General features: G+C 56.0%; 19 protein-coding genes and 4 pseudogenes. 11 read left to right on the top strand and 12 right to left on the bottom strand.

Annotated elements, in window-relative coordinates; translation table 11 throughout:
• Positions 1-57 precede the first annotated feature (57 nt).
• Positions 58-1221, bottom strand: a complete 1164-nt coding sequence (locus AC0L6A_RS08295) for a M20 aminoacylase family protein (RefSeq protein WP_473289183.1) — start codon at positions 1219-1221, stop codon at positions 58-60.
• A 53-nt stretch (positions 1222-1274) separates the two neighbouring features.
• Here AC0L6A_RS08295 and mazG point away from each other — a divergent pair, with 53 nt between their 5' ends.
• A complete protein-coding gene (gene mazG, locus AC0L6A_RS08290; RefSeq protein ID WP_473289181.1) occupies positions 1275-2117 on the top strand; it encodes a nucleoside triphosphate pyrophosphohydrolase in 843 nt (280 codons plus the stop codon).
• A 94-nt stretch (positions 2118-2211) separates the two neighbouring features.
• Entirely contained in the window at positions 2212-3228 is a 1017-nt protein-coding gene (locus tag AC0L6A_RS08285; RefSeq protein ID WP_473289179.1) for a Fe(3+) ABC transporter substrate-binding protein, read from the top strand.
• 45 nt (positions 3229-3273) lie between these two features.
• On the opposite strand, the gene AC0L6A_RS08280 is transcribed toward AC0L6A_RS08285, so the two are convergent.
• The 4 genes and pseudogenes from AC0L6A_RS08280 to uvrA form a co-directional block, all read right to left on the bottom strand.
• Positions 3274-3447 (bottom strand): hypothetical protein, encoded by a 174-nt coding sequence (locus AC0L6A_RS08280; RefSeq protein ID WP_473293528.1) that lies wholly within the window; start codon positions 3445-3447, stop codon positions 3274-3276.
• Positions 3448-3717: 270 nt separating this feature from the next.
• Positions 3718-3768: pseudogene (locus AC0L6A_RS08275) on the bottom strand (hypothetical protein); the annotation flags it as partial.
• A gap of 64 nt (positions 3769-3832) precedes the next feature.
• A pseudogene (locus AC0L6A_RS08270) lies at positions 3833-4189 on the bottom strand (patatin-like phospholipase family protein); the annotation flags it as partial.
• A 24-nt stretch (positions 4190-4213) separates the two neighbouring features.
• The gene (gene uvrA / locus AC0L6A_RS08265) at positions 4214-7066 is read right to left on the bottom strand and encodes an excinuclease ABC subunit UvrA (protein ID WP_473289177.1); all 2853 of its coding nucleotides are present in this window, start codon (positions 7064-7066) and stop codon (positions 4214-4216) included.
• Between the two features lie 212 nt (positions 7067-7278).
• Here uvrA and AC0L6A_RS08260 point away from each other — a divergent pair, with 212 nt between their 5' ends.
• From AC0L6A_RS08260 to AC0L6A_RS08245, 4 genes are all read left to right on the top strand, one after another.
• Positions 7279-7632 (top strand): rhodanese-like domain-containing protein, encoded by a 354-nt coding sequence (locus AC0L6A_RS08260; protein WP_473289175.1) that lies wholly within the window; start codon positions 7279-7281, stop codon positions 7630-7632.
• 120 nt (positions 7633-7752) lie between these two features.
• Complete coding sequence (locus AC0L6A_RS08255) at positions 7753-8094, top strand: ArsR/SmtB family transcription factor (RefSeq protein WP_473289173.1); 342 nt, start codon at positions 7753-7755, stop codon at positions 8092-8094.
• Positions 8087-8521 carry an SRPBCC family protein gene (locus tag AC0L6A_RS08250; protein ID WP_473289171.1) on the top strand — a complete coding sequence of 145 codons (435 nt, stop codon included), beginning with the start codon at positions 8087-8089 and terminating at the stop codon, positions 8519-8521. Before AC0L6A_RS08255 ends, AC0L6A_RS08250 begins: the two co-directional genes overlap by 8 nt.
• A gap of 5 nt (positions 8522-8526) precedes the next feature.
• Positions 8527-8886, top strand: a complete 360-nt coding sequence (locus tag AC0L6A_RS08245) for a DUF1761 family protein (protein ID WP_473289170.1) — start codon at positions 8527-8529, stop codon at positions 8884-8886.
• 50 nt (positions 8887-8936) lie between these two features.
• On the opposite strand, the gene lpdA is transcribed toward AC0L6A_RS08245, so the two are convergent.
• The 6 genes from lpdA to AC0L6A_RS08215 all read right to left on the bottom strand — a co-directional run bounded on the left by lpdA (position 8937) and on the right by AC0L6A_RS08215 (position 17282).
• Positions 8937-10331 carry a dihydrolipoyl dehydrogenase gene (lpdA, locus tag AC0L6A_RS08240; RefSeq protein ID WP_473289169.1) on the bottom strand — a complete coding sequence of 465 codons (1395 nt, stop codon included), beginning with the start codon at positions 10329-10331 and terminating at the stop codon, positions 8937-8939.
• Positions 10332-10444: 113 nt separating this feature from the next.
• Positions 10445-11029 (bottom strand): DUF924 family protein, encoded by a 585-nt coding sequence (locus AC0L6A_RS08235; RefSeq protein WP_473289167.1) that lies wholly within the window; start codon positions 11027-11029, stop codon positions 10445-10447.
• A 59-nt stretch (positions 11030-11088) separates the two neighbouring features.
• Entirely contained in the window at positions 11089-12348 is a 1260-nt protein-coding gene (locus tag AC0L6A_RS08230; protein ID WP_473289166.1) for an MFS transporter, read from the bottom strand.
• Positions 12349-12454: 106 nt separating this feature from the next.
• Positions 12455-13507 (bottom strand): tRNA preQ1(34) S-adenosylmethionine ribosyltransferase-isomerase QueA, encoded by a 1053-nt coding sequence (gene queA, locus AC0L6A_RS08225; RefSeq protein ID WP_473289164.1) that lies wholly within the window; start codon positions 13505-13507, stop codon positions 12455-12457.
• A gap of 36 nt (positions 13508-13543) precedes the next feature.
• Complete coding sequence (locus AC0L6A_RS08220; RefSeq protein WP_473289162.1) at positions 13544-14542, bottom strand: hypothetical protein; 999 nt, start codon at positions 14540-14542, stop codon at positions 13544-13546.
• A 43-nt stretch (positions 14543-14585) separates the two neighbouring features.
• Positions 14586-17282 (bottom strand): hypothetical protein, encoded by a 2697-nt coding sequence (locus tag AC0L6A_RS08215; RefSeq protein ID WP_473289160.1) that lies wholly within the window; start codon positions 17280-17282, stop codon positions 14586-14588.
• A 219-nt stretch (positions 17283-17501) separates the two neighbouring features.
• Here AC0L6A_RS08215 and bcp point away from each other — a divergent pair, with 219 nt between their 5' ends.
• The 4 genes and pseudogenes from bcp to AC0L6A_RS08195 all read left to right on the top strand — a co-directional run bounded on the left by bcp (position 17502) and on the right by AC0L6A_RS08195 (position 20945).
• Entirely contained in the window at positions 17502-17987 is a 486-nt protein-coding gene (gene bcp / locus AC0L6A_RS08210) for a thioredoxin-dependent thiol peroxidase (protein WP_473289158.1), read from the top strand.
• A gap of 26 nt (positions 17988-18013) precedes the next feature.
• Positions 18014-18857 (top strand): annotated as a pseudogene (locus AC0L6A_RS08205) (ferritin-like domain-containing protein).
• Between the two features lie 268 nt (positions 18858-19125).
• Positions 19126-20446 (top strand): annotated as a pseudogene (locus AC0L6A_RS08200) (DUF5930 domain-containing protein).
• Positions 20436-20945, top strand: a complete 510-nt coding sequence (locus tag AC0L6A_RS08195; RefSeq protein ID WP_473289156.1) for a bactofilin family protein — start codon at positions 20436-20438, stop codon at positions 20943-20945. Before AC0L6A_RS08200 ends, AC0L6A_RS08195 begins: the two are co-directional and overlap by 11 nt.
• Before the next feature lie 79 nt (positions 20946-21024).
• Here AC0L6A_RS08195 and AC0L6A_RS08190 read toward each other — a convergent pair whose 3' ends face one another.
• Positions 21025-21813, bottom strand: a complete 789-nt coding sequence (locus AC0L6A_RS08190; RefSeq protein WP_473289155.1) for a DUF2189 domain-containing protein — start codon at positions 21811-21813, stop codon at positions 21025-21027.
• Positions 21814-22088: 275 nt separating this feature from the next.
• On the opposite strand from AC0L6A_RS08190, the gene AC0L6A_RS08185 reads away from it, so the two are divergent.
• Positions 22089-22892 (top strand): lytic murein transglycosylase, encoded by an 804-nt coding sequence (locus AC0L6A_RS08185; protein ID WP_473289153.1) that lies wholly within the window; start codon positions 22089-22091, stop codon positions 22890-22892.
• Positions 22893-22905 lie beyond the last annotated feature (13 nt).

Below are 22905 nucleotides of genomic sequence, written 5' to 3'. Positions count from 1 at the left end.
CCTTGTTTTGTCCGTCGTAGCACAGGCCGTTCAGGGTGACTAGGTAATTTGATCAAATTAGCCCACAGCGTTCTTTTGTTCGACCAACCGGGCAAAAAAGCTTGCCCCAATGGGTGCGACGTCATCGTTAAAGTCAAACTTCGGATGATGCAGGCCTGCGCCTTCGCCCTGCCCGATGAACAGATAAGCGCCGGGCCTTTCGTTCAACATGTAAGCAAAGTCTTCGGCCCCCATCTCGCGCCCGCTATTGGGATGCACCAAAGCTTCGCCCGAGACACCAATTGCGGCTTGCGCGGCGGCGTCCACCGCGCCGGCTGTGTTGATCGTCGGTGGATAGCCCCGGTCATAGTCAATGTCTGCCGTGACGCCAAAGCTGTCCGCCTGCCCCGCAATCACATCACGTATGCGGCTTTCCAACATGTCGCGCACGTCGGGATCAAACGACCGTACCGTGGCCCCGAACCACGCTGTTTCGGGGGTGATGTTGTCTGCCGTGCCGCCCTCGATCTGAGTGACGGAAATCACGGCCTCATCCATCGGGTTCAAATTGCGCGTCAGGATGGATTGTAGCGCCTGCACCATTGAAACCATCGCGATGATCGGATCGATCGTCTCGTGCGGATAGGCCCCGTGCCCACCGCGCCCCGTGATCGTGACACGCAATGTATCAACTGCGGCCATGATCGGACCGGGTGTCGTTGAAAAACTTCCCACCTCATTGCCGGGCATCGTGTGAAGGGCAAAGACCTCGGCGATGTCGAACCGATCCATCATGCCTTCGTCGCACATGTATTTGGCCCCGCCGAAATTCTCTTCCGCTGGCTGGAAGATCAGCGCCACACGGCCTTTGAAGTTTCGTGTTTCCGCCAGATAACGCGCGGCCCCAAGAAGCATCGTGGTATGACCGTCATGACCACAGGCGTGCATCATGCCCGGCACGGTCGATGCATGGTCCAGCCCGGTTTCTTCGGGCATGGGCAGCGCGTCCATATCCGCACGCAGACCAATGGTTGGACCATCCCCCTGCCCGTTGATCACAGCCACCACACCCGACACGCCAATCTTCTCGTGAATCTCGTCCACACCGAAGGCGCGCAGCTTGTCGACCACAAAGGCAGCTGTGTCGTGACACTCCAACCCAAACTCCGGATGGGCATGCAAATGTCTACGCCACGCCTTCATATCCTCAGAAAACGCACCTATGCGGTTGATGATTGGCATGAGTTGCTCCTATCAATATGGCGAAACACAATCCCGAAAAGGCACAGAATGCAATGAGCAAAACGCTGAACAAAGCCGCCTCTGACGCGCTGGTCCATGACCCGAAGGGCGGTATGGACCGTCTACGCGAGATTATGCGGCGTTTGCGCGACCCTAAGACTGGCTGCCCGTGGGATATCGAACAGGGCTTCGCAACCATCGCCCCCTACACGATTGAAGAAGCATATGAGGTCGCGGACGCGATTGAGCGCGAGGCATGGGGCGAACTGAAAGGCGAACTGGGGGATTTGCTGTTTCAATCCGTCTTCCACGCCCAGATGGCCGAGGAAAAAGGGCTGTTCAGCTTTGACGAAGTGGCCGACACCATGTCCGACAAGATGGTCGCGCGTCATCCGCATGTGTTTGGGGACGAGGACCGGGATAAATCCGCCGAACAACAAACCCGAGACTGGGAGACAATCAAAGCCGCCGAACGAGCCGAGAAAGCTCAAGACGGCGTGCTGGATGGCGTGGCGATTGGCCTGCCTGCCCTATTGCGCGCAGGAAAACTGCAAAAACGGGCTGCCCGCGTTGGGTTTGACTGGCCCGAAATTGGCATGGTGCTGGACAAGATCACAGAAGAAGCGCACGAACTGGCCGAGGCGCGTGACGACTTAGGCCCAGAGGAAGTTCGCGAAGAACTGGGGGATTTGCTGTTTGTCATGGCCAATCTCGCGCGACACCTGAACGTCGAACCTGAAGAGGCCTTGCGTCACGCCAACGCAAAATTCGAACGCCGCTTTAAGGGGATCGAACGCAGATTGGCTGCGAAGGGCAAATCACCGGAACAGTCCACACTGGAAGAAATGGACGCATTCTGGGAGGCCGAAAAGGCGGCAGAACGGTCGGCAAAATGACTGCGACATTTTCTCCGATTATTTTAATCAGGTATTGACCCAAGTGAAAGACTCGGATTTAAGCGCGCTATCGAAACCGAAGGAGATTTGTTCGATGAAAACTGTTCGCTCGCTTGCCACGGCCCTGATTGCGGCCACAGCCCTAACCCCCGCCGCTGCAAGTGCTGACGAGGTTAATGTCTATTCCTACCGTCAACCCGAGCTGATCCAGCCGTTGATGGATGCGTTTCAGGACGAAACCGGTCTGACCGTAAACGTCGCGTTCCTGAAACAAGGCGTGATCGAACGCCTTGAAGCCGAAGGAAAACGCAGCCCCGCCGATCTGATCATGACCGTCGACATTTCGCGTCTGGCTGGTGTTGTTGAAGCAGGGCTGACCCAGCCCGTTGATTCCGACACTCTGGATGCCAACATCCCGGCTGAATATCGCGACCCCGGAGACCAATGGTTCGGGCTGACCTCACGCGCGCGTATCGTTTACGCATCAAAAGACCGCGTGGCGGAAGGCGAAGTCACCACCTATGAGGACCTCGCCGACCCGAAATGGAAAGGCCGCATCTGCACCCGTTCGGGCACGCACAGCTACACGCTTGGCCTTGTGTCCGCCCACTTGACCCACCATGACGCCCCCGCAACCAAAGCATGGTTGGAAGGCGTGAAAGCCAACCTTGCCCGCAAGCCACAGGGCAATGACCGCGCACAAGTTAAGGCGATTTGGGCCGGCGAATGCGACATCTCGATCGGCAACACCTATTACATGGGTAAAATGCTCGCAGACGAGGAACAGATCGCCTGGGCCGACAGCGTAAACGTGATCTTCCCAACCTTTGAAGGTTCGGGAACGCATGTGAACCTATCAGGCATGGCGCTGGCCAAGCACGCGCCAAACAAGGAAAACGCCATCAAGCTGATGGAATTCCTGTCCTCGCCGAAAGCGCAGGAAATCTATGCCTCGCAGAATTATGAATACCCGATCGCACCGGGGACAAAGGCTGATGAGATTGTCACCAGCTGGGGTGATTTCACCGCAGATGGGGTGAACCTGATGGAGGTCGCCGGACACCGCGCAGATGCCTTGAAACTGGTTCAGGAAGTCGATTTCGACGGCTAAGCCCTGATGAACCCAAGCAAAAGCCCGGCATGTCGCCGGGCTTTTTTACATGCAGGCCTCGAGGATCTGATCAGCCTGCGACATGGTCCGCACATATCCCATCTCAATCGCCTCGGCTCCGCGATGCAATTCCAACACCGTCAGATCGGTGAACCCCATATTGATCAACACATGCGGGGGATCACCCGCCAGTCGCGCGCGACGGATTTGATCGCTCATTATGTCAATCGTGGCATTCAACACCTCGAAATAATTCGGTTTTCCCGGTTCGCCTTTGGCGTCCGGGTTCAATCCAAGCGCCTGATGCCATTCGGGTGGCAACTGCGACGCGGCCCAAGCTTCGGCGCTCTGGCTGGGCTGGGGTGGCTTCCAAAACCGGCTGCGCGGTTTGGCGTTGGGGTTCACAGCAATCGTCACCTCGGCCCCCATCGCCCGCGCCATCGAGACAGGGATAGGGTTCGACAAACCGCCATCTAACAGCCAGTGCCCTTCGTGCTGGATAGGGCTGAAAACTCCGGGAATGCCAACCGACCCACGCACCGCGGGGTAAGTTGGCCCTTTCTGCAACCAGATCTTCGCGTCCTGTCTCCATATCGGTGGCGACGGCCCCAAAAGGACGAGGCAGCGCCTCGATCCGGTCTGGCACGCCGATGTCGCGCAACATCACCTCGATCTCGCGCGCTTCAACCAGACCCCCTGAGCCTAGTCGGACATCCATCAACCCAACATATTTGCCAGGAGTAAGTGCGAGAACCCAAGCCTCTAGCGCATCCAGCCGATCCGCCGCCCAGGCTGCCCAGGCTGCCCCGACAAGGGCCCCCATCGAGCAGCCCGACACAACAGCCGGTTCAATCCCCAATTCATTCAGCGCGCGCAAGACGCCGATATGGCACCAGCCACGTGCGCCACCCGACCCAAGGGCAAGGCCAATCGTTGGTTTTCGGCTTTCAATCACACTCATTTGCCCCCCTTTTCTGCCGACGGGCTATGACGGCAACATGTCCTTCAAATAGTGCCCGGTGTAGCTTTCGGCCACTTTTGCCACCTGCTCGGGCGTGCCTTTGGCCACGACCTGTCCGCCGCCATCGCCGCCCTCGGGGCCAATGTCGATGATGTGGTCGGCGGTCTTCACAACGTCCAGATTGTGTTCAATCACCACCACGGAATTTCCCTGATCCACCAATTCATGCAGCACTTCCAAAAGCTTACGCACATCTTCGAAATGTAATCCCGTCGTGGGTTCATCCAGAATATAGAGCGTGCGTCCGGTCGAGCGTTTCGAAAGCTCCTTCGACAGTTTCACCCGCTGCGCTTCACCGCCGGACAAAGTCGTGGCCTGCTGACCCACTTTGATATAGCCCAGCCCAACACGCATCAGCGCATCCATCTTGTCGCGGATGGTTGGTACAGCTTGGAAGAATTCCTGCGCGTCTTCGACAGTCATATCCAGCACGTCGGCGATGGATTTCCCTTTGAACTGCACCTCTAACGTTTCGCGATTATACCGCGCACCTTTGCAGGTTTCACATTGCACATAGACGTCTGGCAGGAAATGCATCTCGATCTTTATGACACCGTCACCCTGACAGGCCTCACACCGGCCGCCCTTTACGTTGAAGCTGAAGCGACCGGGCTTATAGCCACGGGTTTTCGATTCAGGCAGTCCCGCGAACCATTCACGAATGGGGGTAAACGCCCCGGTATAGGTCGCAGGGTTAGACCGCGGCGTCCGCCCGATGGGGCGCTGATCGATGTCGATCACCTTGTCCAGATGTTCCAGCCCCTTGATCGTTTCGCAAGGCGCAGGTGTCTGGCGCGCCCCGTTCAGACGCATCGACGCGGTCTTGAACAAGGTCTCAATCGTCAGCGTGGATTTGCCCCCGCCCGACACGCCGGTCACGCAGACAAACTTGGCCAGCGGGAAGTCGGCTGTGACGTTTTGCAGGTTGTTGCCCGTGGCCTTCTTGACGGTGATCTTCTTGCCATTGCCCTTGCGCCGCTTCGCGGGCACCGAGATTTCGCGCGTTCCGGTCAAATACTGCCCGGTGATAGACGCCTCACAGGCCTCGATTTCCGCAGGCGTGCCGTGGGCGATAACTTCACCGCCATGAACACCTGCCCCCGGACCAATATCAAAGACATAATCCGCCTCGCGGATGGCTTCTTCATCATGCTCAACGACAATCACAGTGTTGCCCTGATCGCGCAGGTTCTTGAGCGTGGTCAAAAGCCTGCCGTTGTCGCGCTGATGCAGCCCGATCGACGGCTCATCCAACACATAAAGCACGCCTGTCAGACCCGACCCGATTTGGCTGGCCAGACGAATGCGCTGACTTTCACCGCCCGACAGCGTGCCGGAGTTGCGGCTAAGCGTCAGATATTCCAGCCCCACATTGTTCAGGAACCCAAGCCGCTCGCGAATTTCTTTCAGAATCGCGCGGGCAATTTCGTTTTTCTGAGCGGTCAGATGTTTGGGCGCGTCTTCGACCCAGGCCAAGGCTTCGCGGATCGACATTTCGACCACCTGCCCCACATGTAAAAGCCCATCGGTAGAGCCGATCTTTACGGCCAAAGCCTCGTCTTTCAGACGATATCCACCACATGCACCACAGGGCCGATTGTTTTGGTAACGTTCGAATTCTTCGCGGATCCAGTTCGAATCCGTCTCGCGATAGCGGCGTTCCATATTGGGGATCACGCCCTCGAAGGGGCGCGTGACTTCGTAGACGCGTCCGCCTTCGTCAAAGCGGAATTTGATCTCGTCCTCACCAGAGCCATACAGAAAGACCTGCTGCACATGCGCGGGCAGGTTTTTCCACGGCGTGTTCTTGTCGAACTCGTAATGTTTCGCAATGGATTCAATCGTTTGAAGGAAGTACGGCGACTTGCCTTTACGCCACGGCGCCAGCGCCCCGTCATAAACCTTCAGCGTCGCATCCGGCACAACAAGGCGTTCATCAAAGAACAGCTCTTTGCCCAACCCATCACAGTCCGGACACGCCCCAAACGGCGCGTTAAACGAGAAGAGACGCGGTTCGATCTCGGGAATGGTGAAGCCACTTTCCGGGCAGGCGAAATTTTCTGAGAAGGTGTGAATTTCTGGATCGCCCTCTTTCGGAGCGGTCTCAAACAAAGCAATGCCATCGGCCAGATCAAGTGCTGTGCGGAAACTGTCGGCCAGCCGCTGCTCCATCCCTTCACGCACCACAACGCGATCCACCACCACGTCGATGTTGTGACGGTATTTCTTGTCCAATGTGGGTGGCGCGTCCAGCTCATACATCTCGCCATTTACTTTGACGCGCTGAAAGCCCTTCTTCTGAAGCTCTTGAAATTCCTTGCGATATTCACCCTTTCGGTCCCGCACGATGGGGGCCAAAAGATAAGCGCGCGTGCCTTCTTCCATCTGCATTACGCGGTCGACCATATCTTGCACCTGCTGGGCCTCAATCGGTAGACCGGTGGCAGGGGAATAGGGCGTTCCAGCGCGGGCAAACAGCAGGCGCATGTAGTCATAAATCTCGGTCACAGTGCCGACGGTTGAGCGAGGGTTCTTAGACGTGGTCTTTTGCTCGATGGATATCGCAGGTGACAGCCCTGCGATGTGATCCACATCGGGTTTTTCCATCATATCAAGGAACTGGCGCGCGTAGGCCGACAGGCTTTCCACATAGCGCCGCTGCCCTTCCGCATAGATCGTATCGAAGGCCAAAGACGACTTGCCAGACCCCGAAAGCCCGGTGATTACCACCAGCTGATCACGTGGAATATCCACATCAATGGATTTCAGATTGTGCTCGCGTGCGCCGCGGACTTGTATTTCTTTCAGCTCGGCCATTCTGACCCCCAATTCATCGTTGCTTAACCGTTAGGGCAAAGAAAAAGGAGAGACAATGGAAAAGTTAGAACATTGCAGGAACATGCCGCCAACACCTGACATACCAACCCCTTACATTCCTTTTCTTGAATATTAATGGGCAAAATGGGTTGAACCGCGTATACTGAAGCCTATATCCCCTCTCAAACGCCTATGCGTAAAGGAGCAACAAGATGTTTGGTTTCATGACTGGCGGGACAAAAATGGACCCGCGCGACGCGATCGCAAAAGTGAATGCAGGCGAGATTAACCTGATTGACGTGCGCGACCACGGCGAAGTGCAAATGACAGGCAAAGCAAAGGGCGCTGTGGTTGTCCCCCTTTCGGTGATGCCGTTTCAGTGCGACCCGAAAGGACCGGATTTTAATGCGTCCATCGATACGTCAAAACCCGTTGCGCTTTATTGCGCATCCGGCGCACGCTCAGCGCAAGGCGCGCAGGTTCTAAAGCGCCTTGGGTTCGAGGATGTCTATAACATTGGCGGGCTAGGACATTGGCATCAAGCGGGCGGAGAGATCACCCGTTAACGTCCCTGCCCTTGAAGATTGTGGAAACCGCGCTGGCACTGCCCTGCGCGGTTTTTCTTTGCCTAACACATCATTCACCCCAAAGGTTGACTGACTGAAAACGCCGTGTTATTCACCCATATGGTTGAACAACAAGATAGCGACCGCCTTGCCGCGGTTTTTAAGGCCTCAGCTGATCCAACGCGACGGGCCATCCTGACACTGCTCGCGCAGGAAGGCCCACTTAGGATCACAGATATCGCCGCGCGTTTTGACATCAGTCTCAACTCGGTTTCAAAGCATATCAAAGTACTGGAAACCGCAGGGTTGGTGACACGTCGCACTGAATGGCGTGAACATCTGATCGAGGTTCAGATGGGGCCACTTTCGCTTGTTGATCAATGGTTTAACGAACTCCGGTCGATCTGGGCAATGCGCCTAGACGCCCTAGAATCTGCCTTGAAGGAGGACGACAATGACTGAACTATCGCTTGAGATTACACGCCACATCCCCCACCCGCCTGAACGCGTGTTCGATGCGTGGCTGGACCCAAAAATGCTGGCGAAATTCATGGTCCCCGGACCGGGTGTCACCATTCCTGAGGCGAATGTTGACGCAAAGGTCGGCGGCCAATTTCTGATCATGATGCGTGTTCCAGAAGCCGGCGATTTACCTCATCAAGGTAAGTATATCGTCATCGACCGCCCCAATCAGCTGCAATTCACGTGGGAATCACCAGCAAGCACTGTCGAGAACTCGGTTGTTACTCTCGACTTCACGCCAAATGATGGAGGAACGGATCTCCGTCTGCATCATGTTCGTTTCCCCTCCGAAGAAAGCCGTGACAACCACAATGGCGGCTGGACCCGCATTCTTGACGCGCTGGCCGCGGTCAAGGTTCCAGCTTGAATGTCTTGGCTCTCGTTGCGGGCATTGTTGCAGCCTTCGTGCTTGGTTTCCTGATCTATGGCCCGTTCCTTGGTCTGCAGCACCGCTGGGCCGAGGACACGCGGATCAGCCCAGAACCACCCGAGAAACTGCCGGCTGGACCGATGTTCGCACAGATAATCTCGCTTGCCTTGCTGGCTTTGGTGATCGCAATGACGAAAACCACCGGCGCTTTAACAGTCGCGCTGGTCGCAATCCTTGCGGTGGCAGCACAGACTGCATCGGTTGGGGCTTGGGCACAGAAGTCGGGCTTCGCGATTGGTGTCGACGTTGCGTATGCACTGCTTTCCGGCGTCGTGATGATCCTTGCCCACGCGATCCTTTAAACAAAAAGGCCGGGCGATTGACCCGGCCTTTTTTGTTCATTTACATTGCCTTACATATGGATGACGCGATCATACGCATCCAGCACGGCTTCATGCATGCTTTCCGAAATTGTCGGATGCGGGAAGACGGTGTGCATCAGCTCTTCTTCCGTGGTTTCCAGCGTTTTGCCGACCACGTAACCCTGAATCATCTCGGTCACTTCCGGGCCAACCATGTGGGCCCCCAAAAGCTCACCGGTTTTGGCATCGAAGATGGTTTTGATCATGCCTTCTGGATCGCCCATCGCAATGGCCTTGCCGTTGCCGATGAAGGGGAAGCGGCCAACTTTGATCTCGTATCCCTGTTCTTTCGCTTTCGCCTCGGACAGGCCAACCGACGCCACCTGCGGGTGACAATAGGTGCAACCGGGGATGCTTTCGGGCTTCACAGGATGGGCATGTAGGCCCGAGATCAGTTCGGCAACCATCACACCTTCATGGCTGGCTTTGTGGGCGAGCCAAGGTGCGCCGGCGATATCCCCGATGGCATAAAGCCCGTCTACGCCAGTGCGGCAATGCGCATCCGTCACAACATGGGTCCGGTCAAGCTTCACGCCAAGCGCCTCTAGCCCCAAACCTTCAACATTGCCAACGATCCCAACGGCAGAGATCACGGTGTCAAACTCTTGTTTTTCGACCTTTCCGCCCACTTCGATATGCGCGGTGACTTTGCCTTTGGCACGATCCAGTTGCTTGACCATGGCTTTTTCCATGATCTTCATGCCCTGCTTGACGAAGGACTTCTTGGCGAAGGCCGAAATCTCGGCGTCTTCCACGGGCAACACGCGATCCATGACTTCGACGACGGTTGTGTCTGCACCCAACGTGTTGAAGAAGCTCGCAAATTCAATGCCAATCGCGCCGGAGCCAATAACCAGGAGTTTCTTCGGCATCCGCGGCGGGTTCAACGCGTGTTTGTAGGTCCAAACCAGATCGCCATCAGCCTCGAGCCCCGGCAATTCACGTGCACGCGCGCCTGTGGCCAACACGGTGTTCTTGGCGGTCAGTTCTTCTGTGCCTTTCTCGGTCTTGACCGAGACCTTCCCCTTTGCAGGGATTGTCGCTTCGCCCATCACCACGTCGACTTTGTTCTTTTTCATCAGATGACCGATGCCACCGGACAGCTGGGCTGCGACGCCACGCGAGCGTTTTACGATCGCGGGCAGATCATAGTCGATCTTACCGGCAGACAGGCCAAATTCCTTGGCTCGGTGCATCAAATGAAACACCTCAGCCGATCGCAACAGCGCCTTGGTTGGGATACAACCCCAGTTCAGACAGATACCGCCCAAATGCTCGCGTTCGACGATTACCACCTTCTGGCCCAGTTGAGCCGCCCGGATAGCTGCAACATAACCGCCCGGCCCTGCGCCGATCACGATGGTATCATATGCCTTACCCGCCATGGGGGATCACTCCTCATCCAAAAAGTAGTTTGCCATTAAACTATTTTGTTCAACGGATCAATTACCTCAGCGAAACCCTGCTATTCGCTCAGCGAAACCCTACGTAAATAGGGTCAATCGTCACCTTTCTGCATTTCATCACGTATGCTCGCATAGCCGCCATCCTTAATGAATGCGGTTTCCTCGGCGCTGCTTTCTCGTCCCAACGCCTCGTTGCGATACGGGAAGCGGCCAAATTTGCGGATAATTTCGCGGTGAACACGTGCGTGTAGTGTGTCCCCTTCTCCACGAGGGTCAGACATGCGGTCGCCCATCAAATCAATGCAGCGATCTTGGTCCGTCGTCTTCTCACTGTGCATGAACGGCATGTAGAAAAACTGGCGATTGGGCAGATCGATTTGCAGGTCGAGACCCGCTTGGATCGCAGCATCAGCACAAGAAAGCGCCACACCATCTGTCGCGAAACTTTTGGCATCCCCGCGAAACATGTTGCGCGGGAACTGGTCCGTAAGAATGATGAAACCTAAGGTGCCTTGTGCACTTTCTTTCCAGCTGGTCAGGTCACCTACACGGGCGGCTTCCCAATCTGCCAAGAAACGGCTGCGTATCTCGTCATCAAGCGCTTCGGTGCCGTTGTACCAGCCCTCTGGCCCAGTCTCGTCGATCCAGAACCGGACGATTTCTTCAGGTGTTGACATGGGTTCCTCCCTGCTGACCTTCCCACCCTAGCGCGGTGTGGAAAAGCTGCAAGGCGCGATTACCCCTCTTCGTCTTCTGCCGCTTCTGCTTCGTCCGCCCAGAACTCCTGCGCCATATCCACCGCCACGGGTGAAGCGGCAGGTGCCATGGTGACAAAGGCACCCGTTTCTTGTGGTGCAGGGGCAGAGCGTTGGGTCGAGCGCCACAGGCCATAGCCCAACAACACCACGAGAAGGACCGCCATGTAGAACCAGAACCCAGCGGGGCCCATGACACCCATCACCCAACCCGAAACGATCGGGCCTGCAATGGCACCCATTCCGTTAATGAAGATCAACCCGGCGGACGCCGCAGGCATGTCATCGGAATCCAGGAAGTCATTCACGTAGGCCAGCAGCAGGGCATATAGTGGGTTGGTCATCCCCCCCATCAGGAATGCCGCCACCAAAAGTAGCGAGTAACTCAGTCCCAGCGCCACGGGCAGCAGCCCTGCGACAGCTGCCACAGCGGTCACAATCAAAATCAAGACACGGCGATCCATTCGGTCCGAAATCCAGCCGATTGGATACTGCAATATCAGCCCACCGATGTAGAAAGTCGACACAAAGCCCGAGATCTGCGCGACGGACAGCCCCGCCTGTTGGCCGAACACTGACGCCATGCCGAACTGGGCCGCGAACACGCCGCCAAGGATCAGGAAGCCCACGCAGCCCAAAGGTGAGATGATGAAAAGCTCGCGCAGGCTAAGACCTTTGGTGGTCTCAAAGGCTGGGGTCGGATTAATTGATAGAAGGATCGGCGCAAACGCGATGGACACTAGCACTGAAGGGATGATGAACAGGATGAAATCCTGCGGATCACCTATCACCAACAAACCTTGTGCCGCGATAATTCCGATCATTTGGACGAACATATAAAGCGAAAGCGCCTTGCCACGGTTCGCGTTGTCGGCAGCGTTGTTCAGCCAGCTTTCTGCGGTAACGTAAACGCCCGAGAAGCAGAAGCCCACGATCACGCGTAGGGCGCTCCACGCCCAAGGGTCATTCATCGCTGGGTAAAGGATAAGAACAGCCGAGATAAAAGACCCAAGGGCCGCAAAGACACGCACATGTCCTACGCGACGGATCATAATCGGGGCCATGCGCGATCCAAACAGGAAACCCGCAAAGTAGCCGGACATGACAACGGAAAGCTCGAAGGTTGAAAAGCCTTCAAGCCCACCACGGATGCCCAACAGCGTACCTTGCACACCGTTGCCCACCATAAGAAGCATCATACCGAGCAAAAGTGCCCATGAGCTTTTCAGAACCTGAAGCATACCGCCCCCACCGACCAATTGTGAAAACCTGTAAAGATCAGTCTAGCTACGCCCAGCGCAGACGTGACGACAATTCGCGACTAAATAGAGTCGTGTTCCGGCCTTATCAGGGAAGAAGAAGCGAGCTGTCACCATACGAGAAAAACCGATAACGGTTGTTGATCGCATGGTCATAGACTTGCCGCATACGTTCGGTTCCCATCAACGCAGACACCAGCATCATCAGCGTGGATTTCGGCAAGTGGAAATTGGTCATCAGGGCATCGGCAATCTGAAAGCGGAAGCCCGGGGTGATGAAGATATCGGTTTCCCCCACCCAAGGCGCAATGCTTTCCGGAGCCATCGCTGCGCTTTCGATCAAACGCAGCGCCGTGGTTCCAACGGGAATGACACGTCCACCCGCGGCTTTGGTCGCGTTGATCTCGCTTGCGGCTTGGGTGCTGACCTCACCCCATTCCGCGTGCATTTTATGTTCTGAAACGTCATCGACCTTTACGGGCAGGAAGGTTCCCGCACCAACGTGAAGCGTGACATGGGTCAGGCCAACGCCCATCGCGGCAATCTTGGCCAACAAAGCCTCGTCAAAATGTAGGGACGCGGTGGGTGCAGCCACAGCGCCCATGTTGCGCGCGAAGACGGTTTGATAGTCCTCGTTGTCCTGATCATCCGCTGCACGCTTGGCTGCGATATAGGGCGGAAGAGGCATCTTGCCAGCCTGATCAATCGCTTCATCGAAGGCGTCGCCTTCAAGGTTGAAGCACAGAATGGCTTGATCATCATCGCGCCCGACAAACTCGGCTGAAAGCCAGTCTGAGAAGGTGACGACGTCGCCCTCTTTCAGCTTACGAAGCGGTTTGGCCATCGCGTGCCATTTGCCCTGCCCATCTGGTGACAGCAAAGTCACCTCGATATTCGCGACGCCCTCACCCGGGGCTTGCCCCGGACGGGTGCGCGTCCCGAAAAGACGGCCAGGAATGACTTTGGTATCGTTCAGGACAAGCCTATCACCGGGCTTTAGCCAATCTGTCAGATCACTAACATGGGCGTCCGTCATGCTATCACTCGTCGCCACAAGCATACGGCTTGCCGTACGCGGTCGCACCGGACGGGTTGCAATCAGATCTTCAGGCAGATCGAAATCAAAATCACTCAGCTTCATGGCCGCGCACATAGGTCTGATCCACTTGAAGGTCAATCATTCAGGTTTAGGAGGAGGCTCTCGCCGGAAGATGTCGCGGAAGAACCCGGGTGTGAAAACAGACAGCGGGTTCACTGACACTTGGGGCGAAGCCGCAGTTCCGCCAAGCTGGTAGTTGAACCCGACCAGCCCTTCCCCTTTGCGGGCAAAAATTCGCCCGGCAGAGTTCACGACATAGAAAGGGGAAATCACGCCCTGCATCTTCATCTGCTTGGACCCGAGGAAATAGTAGCCATCCATGGAAATGCCCATCGAATGCCCGGAGGCAGCACTTTCGTAGATGGTGACCTTCTCGGGGTCCAACCGGAAGCGCGCGTCGACATCTGTAAACGGAATGCCCTGACCACCCAGCTGCTGCAAAAGCCCAATCACCGAGATCGCTGACAAAAGCTCGGCCATAGCTGGCGCGTTGTGCACGTCGATATTGTCAGAGATGCTAAGGTTGCCATCATAAACACCTTTGCCACCGGCCGGGGCCAGAACAAGTTCCATCTTGCCGCCTTTGGCCGATTTGAACAAACCGGCCTCGCGCAGGACGGCGCCTGCGTTGTTGGCATTAATGCGAAATGCTGTGCCCTTCGGCTGGGCAGCTGCGACACCACGTATCCGGGGCTTCCCAGATACACGGCCTTCAAACTTGCCCGACAAGCCAGCTGCACTGCTCGTGAAACTTCCTTCGAACGGTGTCAGGACAATACCTTCGGAAATCGTCAGACGATCCAGCTTTAGATCAATGGGCAATTCGCCCCTTGCTGTGCTTCCTCCGCTTCCTGATCCGATTTTGGCACCCCGCATATCAATGGTGCCGCCATTCACGTTAACCGCCACGGGAACGCCTGCCCCGCGCCCAGTCAAAGTGACCTGTGCATCCAACCAGCCCCCCAGTTTCACCCGGTCGAAGGCTGCCGTGTCCAATCCCCCTTCCGGATTGATCGACACGCGTCCTGCGGCGGAAAGTCCCGGTGCGGTTAGCGCCAATTGATCAATACGCGGCACTTTTGCCAAATCGGCTGTCAGACTAACCTGACCATTCGACCCCTTAGACTTCGACCACCCCAAAGCACCGATCGACAGCCCAACCCCTTTTAGATTCTCCGTCGAGTGTCAGTCGGGGTGGTGTATCTTTGGCCAGCACGATCTTATAGCTCCCGCGCCCTTCACCACTGACCGATCCCTTCGGTAAACCGATGTTGAAAACATCCAGCATCTTGGCGTTCAAAGGGAAGCTTCCGGACACAACCGACTGACTTGCAGCTTTACCCGCCTTGAACGGAAGCTCCCACCTTCCCGACACGGGAAGCCCCGAGAGCGTCCCCTGCCCCTCAAGGTTAAGCGAGGTGTCGGTGTAGCGGATCGTAGCCTGCGGCAAGCGCAGCTCGTGATTGGGAACAATCTTAGAGCTTTCGATGTGGCGAAGATCGCCAACAAGATCATAGGAAACCGCATCACGCGGCGGTTTGGGCTGCATCTGAATATCAATGCGCCCCCGGATCGAGGCACGGCCCGTTGCAAGATCAGGCCCCAGTTTTCCCTCACTTGCCCTGAACACGCGGAACGGTTTTGCGTTCAGCAAATGAAGCGCGGCGGTCATCGGACCGCTTACAGCCAAGTCGACCTCTGCCGGCACAGGGGCGCGCGGTGAATTTGGGTCTTCCCCAACCGGGCGCGGCTTGGCCATTTTTGGAATAATAAAGCTGGTTCCAGACACATCCAGAACACCTGCAATGCCCCCGTCCGCATCTCGGGGTCGCACAACACCCCGATCCGCCGAGACGGAAAGGCGACGCCCCTCAATCACCAGACGACCTGCCGCGTTTTCGATGGGCAGCATGTTTTTCACCGCACGGATCGTCATGTCATTGAACGAGGCCGCTAGGTTCAGATAAGCCGGGTCTTCACCGTGTTTGCGCCACGCAAACGAGACATCTTCGAACTGCCCGCCGGATACATTTTTCCGGACCCAGTCACGGCTTTTAACACCGCGCGCTTCTGGCCAAAGGGCGATGACCTGTTCAGAGGTGACTTGATTGGCCCTGGTGTCAAACGCCAGGTTCCAACCCTTGCGATCTGCTGCAATTCGTCCGCTGCCTTCGATCCGGCGATTTTCATGCATGACATAGGCCTGCCCAATCGTCACATCGAACGGATCCATTTCAAGGCGGAAATCTGCCCCGCCTTCCCCAAGCAAGATCGTTTCTTCAAACAGATCAGACGGGTTGATCAGGGCATCAGACAGCTGAAGCTGGCCGATAAGCTGGCTTGGCCAGCCGCCCGACCACCCACGAAGATAGGCATGTCCGGCGGCTCGTGCCTCTACCCAATCGGACGACATGGACATTTCCGAGAAATCCATGCGCTCACGTTCCGGGTCATAGTCAATCGCAACTCTTCCCCCGTTAAAACGCACGGGCTTTGCGCCTTCGCTGGGGGACAGAACGCCTGCGCCGAACTCCAACGCCCCAGCCAAATCGGCGATGGCTCCGGTTTCATCAACGGTTGTCAGAAGCTCTCCTGAAATTGGCGCGTCGACAACTCCTAGAAACGCCAAAAGCGGGGATTGTGCCGCGATATCTTTGGAAAGCGCATTGCGGAATCGCGCCTTAAACGCGGCTTCGGACGAGTTCTTTGCGCTGCGAAATTCGAATATCGTTTCAGCCAGCGTTTCGGTTTGATTAAACACGTCAAAAGACAGAACCATGTCGACATGTTCCGCATCCTGCGTGATGACAAGCTTCCCATCAGTAACCTGCCAAATCCGCCCTGTTCGCGCGTCTTCCAGCGTGATGGTCAGCGCCTCGGCCCGGATTTCATCGGTGTGGGACAACGCCCCCTTTGCGAAAACATCATCAATGCCATCAAGGACCGTGGCGAAATCACCGCTGGCGCCGACCCCTTGCCCGAAACTTAGATCAAAGGCACCATCAGCCTGCCTGCGCACTGTGATTTGCGCTCCGGACAGCTCTAACGTTGCGGGTTCCAATCGCCCCGACAAAACCGGCAATACGAAGACCGAGCCTTCGACGGCATTCAAACGTCCAATCTCTAGCCCTGTTTCGTCACGCACGCCCAGATCAACAAGACGTAAGCGCGGGCGCCCATCGGTACCAATGCCAAGCTCAATCTTCGACAGGGACAGCCCAACCGCATCGGTTTGAGAGTTCAGTTGATCCTCAACCCGTTTCGCAACCCAATCAGGCATTGCGACCACACGTCCCGTGACGGACATCGACACCAGAACCAAAAACAGCGCCGCAGCACCGATCAAAAACACGGACCAAACGCCCAAACGTCGCTTTAGCTTTCGCGGTGTTTTGCGACGAGGCGTGGGGACCGAAACCTCGGGTGTATCCGTATTTGGAACGTCGCGAGACGGAACAACATCGAGAGGAGGAGTTGAACGGGAAAGCTTTGGGCGGCGCAGGCGTGGCACGGTGAACTTGCGCGCATGTGTCTTGTCATCAGACTTTGACTGGTCGCGCTTGACCAAGCTTTCTTTCCTCCGGGGCGTCCCAATTTTCCGAAAGGCTTGCGCGATCAATCCGCGCAGGGGTAACCTTCGCGCGCTGGCCGCCAGAACTGCGGCCTCGGCTTCCTCTATTGAAATCTCATCCGAGGGCGTATCGTCCGCCTGATCCGCGTCGTGATCCAAGACCTCTGTGTCCAACGCCTTGCCCTGCGCGCCATCCTTGCGGGGCCCATCATTTGGTTCTACGTCTGGCTTTTCATCACTGGTCATTGTGCCTGTCAGTCCGGCCCTTGCAGCCCCCTGTGTTTTCAATCATTCTGCCCAAAACTTGGGGACGGCGAAAGACCTGAATACCGGCTTACGCTCAGTTTTCCCTACATATTCGGCCTGCGCCCTCTACGGCAGATCACCTCTTTGCCGGATCAACACACAATCCGGTGCCAGGACCTGCTTTGGCTCTAACCGTTAGACGGAAGGATTTCCAGAAACATGACCCACACTATGTCCGCAATTGGCGACATCGCGCCGGATTTCACCCTTCCGCAGGACGGTGGCGAGCCCATCACCCTTACTGAATTGCCAAAAGGACCGGTCGTTTTGTTCTTTTATCCAAAGGACAGCACACCGGGCTGCACCACAGAAGCAATTGATTTCACATCTCTTCTGCCAGACTTTCAAAAGCTGGGCGTGCATGTATTTGGCATCTCAAAAGACAGCTTAAAACGGCACGAGAACTTTCGCTCCAAGCACGCGCTTGGCATTCCGCTTTTGTCTGACGCAGATGGCGACGTGTGCGAGCGTTACGGCACTTGGGGTGAGAAGATGAACTATGGCCGCACCTATATGGGCATCACCCGCACGACGTTCCTGATTGGGGAAGACGGTCGGATTGCACAGGTTTGGACAAAAGTGAAAGTCAAAGAACACGCCGAAGCCGTACTGGCTGAAGCGCGTGCTTTGGTGGGTGGCGCATGACCAACCCGCTCAAACCCTTGGCTGAAATGGCCAACGAAGTGCTTCGCACTGCTGATGGTCGACAGAAAACGGCCCTTGCCCGGTCCTATGCCAGCGCTTGGTTCGCGGCACGTGAGGCAGGGCAGATCACCTCGCCCCTTGATGAACGCGGGGCAATTATCGGGCAAGCCACTCCCCCGGAATTCCCGGCGCGCCCAGACAAGCCAGAGCTTAAAGATCCACGTGACGTCCCGCGTCGACGCCCCGGCTCCCGTCCGGGTCAGATCGCGCTTCTTCATGCGGTTGCGCATATCGAGCTGAATGCCGTGGACCTGCACTGGGACCTCATCGCGCGTTTCACCGACACCAAAATGCCTTTGGGATTCTATGATGACTGGGTGAAGGCTGCAGATGAAGAAGCCAAGCATTTCAATCTGGTATCCGACTGTCTTGAAGCCCTTGATAGCCATTACGGCGCGCTACCGGCTCATGCAGGAATGTGGCGCGCTGCCGAAGATACCGCGGACGACATCCTGGGCCGCCTTGCTGTTGTTCCAATGGTGTTGGAAGCGCGCGGATTAGACGTCACCCCGGGTATGATCGAGGTCTTCCGCAAAGCGGATTTGCCCGACACCGTGACAGCGCTTGAGGTGATCTATGCCGAAGAAGTTGGTCATGTTGCCTATGGATTCTAAATGGTTCCATTTCCTGTGTGGACGTCATGAACTTGACCCGAAAGATACGTTCCACACTTTGGTTCGAAAATACTTCCACGGCGCTTTGAAACCCCCTTTCAACGAGGAAAAGCGCGCCGAGGCAGGAATCCCTCCCGACTTCTATTGGCCGCTTGCCGACGAAACCCCGGACAAAGCCCGAGGGACCCCCAGCTGAGGCCGGGGCTTTCGCGTTTCGCGAGAGTTTCTCATGGCCTGCTGATACCAGATGTTGTAGGACTGGAATTCCCGACCACATCAAACCCAACTCAATCGCAACAGGTCGGCATAAAATCGCCCGTTTTGCTCCGACAAGCCTATGAAATTTCCAAATTTTCTTGCGCGAATGAAATCGCCACGTTAAGCACCTCGGGTCTGTCGGCATGCCTGCAAGAGCACTCATCCGCCGCAGCTAGGGATTTAGGGACGAGACTGGGGATTGCGCATTGCATAACCAACTGATCACGAAGACCAATCACCTGCTCGAGCGGATATTCCCCGAGCAGAGACTCTTCTTGCGATCTGAAGAAGGCACGCGCTTCATCCGCCTTTCGCCGCTAACGCAGGCGCTTGGCTGGACAGGCTCTGCTGCCTTCTTTGCATGGTCGATCATCGCAACTGCTGTTTTGCTGATGGATTCCATCGGATCTGGCAATCTGCGCGATCAGGCACAGCGCGATAAAATTCTCTACGAACAACGCGTCCAGACCTTGTCTGAAGAACGCGACACCCGAACCTCTGAAGCCATCGCAGCTCAGAAGCGTTTCAACTTGGCGCTGTCCGAAATTTCCGAAATGCAAAGCGAGCTTTTGGCGTCAGAAGAACGTCGTCGTGAACTCGAAACCGGAATCGGCGTCATTCAGTCAACACTGCGTCGCACCATCGGTGAACGAGATCAGGCGAACGGTAGCCTTGAACAGGTTCTGGCCGAGGCCCGTGAAAACGCCGAGAAGGCACCTACCAGCGTTGCATCGGCCAGCGGCAATGCGACATTGACCTTCATGACCGAAGAACTTGCTCGCACAGCTGCACAACGTGACCAAGTTGCGGCAAATGCAGAAGAAGCCGAGCGTTTTGCCCAAGACATGATGTACGAGGCCCGCTTGCGCGAAGAGCGCAATGACCAAATCTTCCGTCAGCTTGAAGACGCCGTCACCATCTCGCTTGAGCCTCTGGACAAGATGTTCGCGAAATCCGGCATGTCCGTTGACAACATTATTGGTCAAATTCGCCGCGGCTATTCTGGTCAAGGTGGTCCCCTGACCCCGTTGATCCTGTCCACAAGCGGTGGCGCTCCGGATGCTGACACCGAGCGTGCAAACCGCATTCTCGGCGAGCTGGATCGCATGAACCTTTATCGCATCGCCGCTCAGAAAATGCCCTTTGGCATGCCTGTGAAGTCCGGTTTCCGTTTCACATCGGGTTTCGGGTCACGCTGGGGCCGCATGCATAATGGCACAGATTTCGCCGCCCCTATCGGCACACCGGTCTATGCACCGGCTGATGGGGTGGTCGTTCACGCCGCCTGGTCCTCGGGCTATGGGCGGCTTATCAAGATCCAGACACGAATTCGGCATCGAAACCCGCTATGCCCATTTGTCGCGCATGAACGTGCGTAAAGGACAAAGGGTCTCGCGCGGAGAGCGAATTGGTGATATTGGAAACAGTGGGCGCTCTACCGGGCCGCATCTTCACTATGAAGTGCGCGTTGGCGGACGTCCGATCAACCCCATGATCTATATCAAGGCAGCACGCGATGTTTTCTAAAAGCAAGATCAACGAGCCCGGCCCCAAAGCCGGCGGACAGGACTCCACCTCGGCGGCTCCCGCTGCAGACAAGCCGGCGATCCCGCCCAAGGCGTCCACACCGCCCGTGCCGTCCGCTACTCCGAAAGCCAAGCCCCCAGCATCGACCCTGTCGTCTGACCTCGTCATCAAAGGCAACGTCAAATCAACCGGTGACATCATCGTGGAAGGCACTGTCGAGGGCGACATTCGCGCCCACCAGCTGACCGTTGGCGAAGGCGCCACCGTACGTGGCGAAGTCATCGGTGATGACGTTGTGATCAACGGTCGTATCATCGGCCGCTTGCGTGGCTTGAAGGTACGCCTAACCGCAACTGCGCGCGTCGAAGGTGACATCATTCATAAAACCATCGCAATCGAAAGCGGTGCGCATTTCGAAGGCACAGTCCAACGTCAGGACGATCCGCTTTCTACAGGTGCGAAAAAGACCCCTCCCCCGGCTCCTGCCGAAAAGGGCTGATACAGCTTCTGTTTTCCGGAACACCTAAAGAAAAGGCCGCCCTTGAAGGCGGCCTTTTTTCATTTTGATAACTGCAGTGTCAGTCATCAAACTTCATCACTTTTCGATAAAGGTGCCAGGTCGAATGACCCAGTACGGGTAGAACGATGAAGAGACCAAGAAAGAACGGCAGCATTCCAAGAACCATCAAGACCGAAACGATCACACCCCATGTTAACATGGGTACAAGGTTCTGCAGCACCGACTGGAACGAATAAATCATCGCAGTGATGAAATCGAGTTCTCGGTCCAGAAGCATGGGCAAACTGGTGACCGTCAACGAAAACAGGCAAAAGGACAGGAACGCACCGACCCCTGTTCCCACAGCCAGCATGGTGATGCCATTGCGGTTCAAAAGCGCATCTTGCCAGTTTGATGTGATGTTCGTAAGCGGCTCTAGCCCCATGAAGATTGCAAAAACCAGATGGGCCACGAACACCCAGAACATGAAGATCATAATGATGACCATGGCAATCGACGGAAACTGTCGGTCCTTCTGATTGAAGACCACACCAAGCACCTGCGCCCAGTCCAAAGCCTCGCCTTTTTCTAGGCGGCGACTGACTTCATACAAGCCGACCGCCAGGAACGGTGCAAGCAAGGGAAATCCAAGCCCAACCGGGATAATCCAATAGCTTTGATCCAGCACATCTAGCTGAAGGTAAATTACGATGCCCATCACGACGTAAAAGGCCGCGAAGAAAAGCCCATAGGCGGGCGCTCGCGCGAAATCTCGGGCTCCTGCGTTCAAAGCCGCGATTATATCTGCGAAAGATATGAGTTGGATATCTGGTGGCGCCGAGGCCTCCAAATGAGTTGCGTCAGACATGACTCCTCCCTGCTCGTGTCTTACTGTGATGTTCGCGCGTAAAACGAGTGTTGCCGTTGGATTGCGTTCCGTCAAGTTCGTGCACGCGTTAAGTGCCCGTTCATATGAGATTTTTCACATCGACGTGGCCCGATACGTGCATATCACAGCAATGAACTAGGCCTTGACCAACGGGCGTTCTACAGGCTTTCGTAGAAACCAGTATATTTGGCGCTGTCTTGAACATCAAAATTCGCTCGGGATGCGCCATCGCATTGAGTGACAAGGATTTGAGAATGCCTTTTCTTAGAAAACTAATCATTATTGGATACACCATATGCCTGACATCAGGCGCTGCGGCGGCTGCAAGCTGCGGAAACACATCTTCCGGGTTTGAAGCCTGGAAAGCCGGCTTCGCCAAAGAAGCAAAGAAAGCAGGTGTTGGAAAACGCGGACTTCTGGCTTTGGCATCAGCGAAGTATTCGTCCGCTACAATCAGCGCCGATCGGAACCAAAAATCTTTCCGCTACTCACTGTCGAAATTCATGCAGATCCGTGGTGCGACGACGATTGAAGCTCAAGGGCGAAAACGTCTAGCCAAAAGTCCCAGCTTCTACAATTCGCTCGAAAAGCGTTTTGGCGTGCCCGCAGGCGTGCTGTTGGCCATCCACGGGATGGAGACCGGGTTCGGCGGGTTCATGGGCAACACGCCTGTCGTGTCAGCAATCACAACTCTGGCCTATGACTGCCGCCGTTCGAATTTCTTCAAACCGCATGCCATTGGCGCATTGAAGCTGGTGGATCAAGGAACGATCACGGGCAATACACGCGGCGCGAAGCATGGAGAGCTTGGCCACACGCAATTTCTACCCGGCAACGCCTACAAATATGGCATCGATGCTTCTGGAGATGGGCGTGTTGACCTTTACAATCTAGCGGACGCCATGGCCTCGACCGCAAATTTCCTGCGCAAGAAAGGTTGGAAACCCGGCAAAGGTTACCAAGAAGGCCAACCAAACTTCAAAGTCATCAAACAGTGGAATGCTGCGACGGTTTACCAACAGGCCATTGCAATTATGGGCGCGCGGATCGACGGCTAAGCAACAGACCAAG

Source organism: Aliiroseovarius sp. D2-2, from assembly GCF_055809455.1.
The sequence above is the reverse complement of the archived record's forward strand: the minus strand, read 5'-3'. Positions and strand labels throughout refer to the sequence as shown.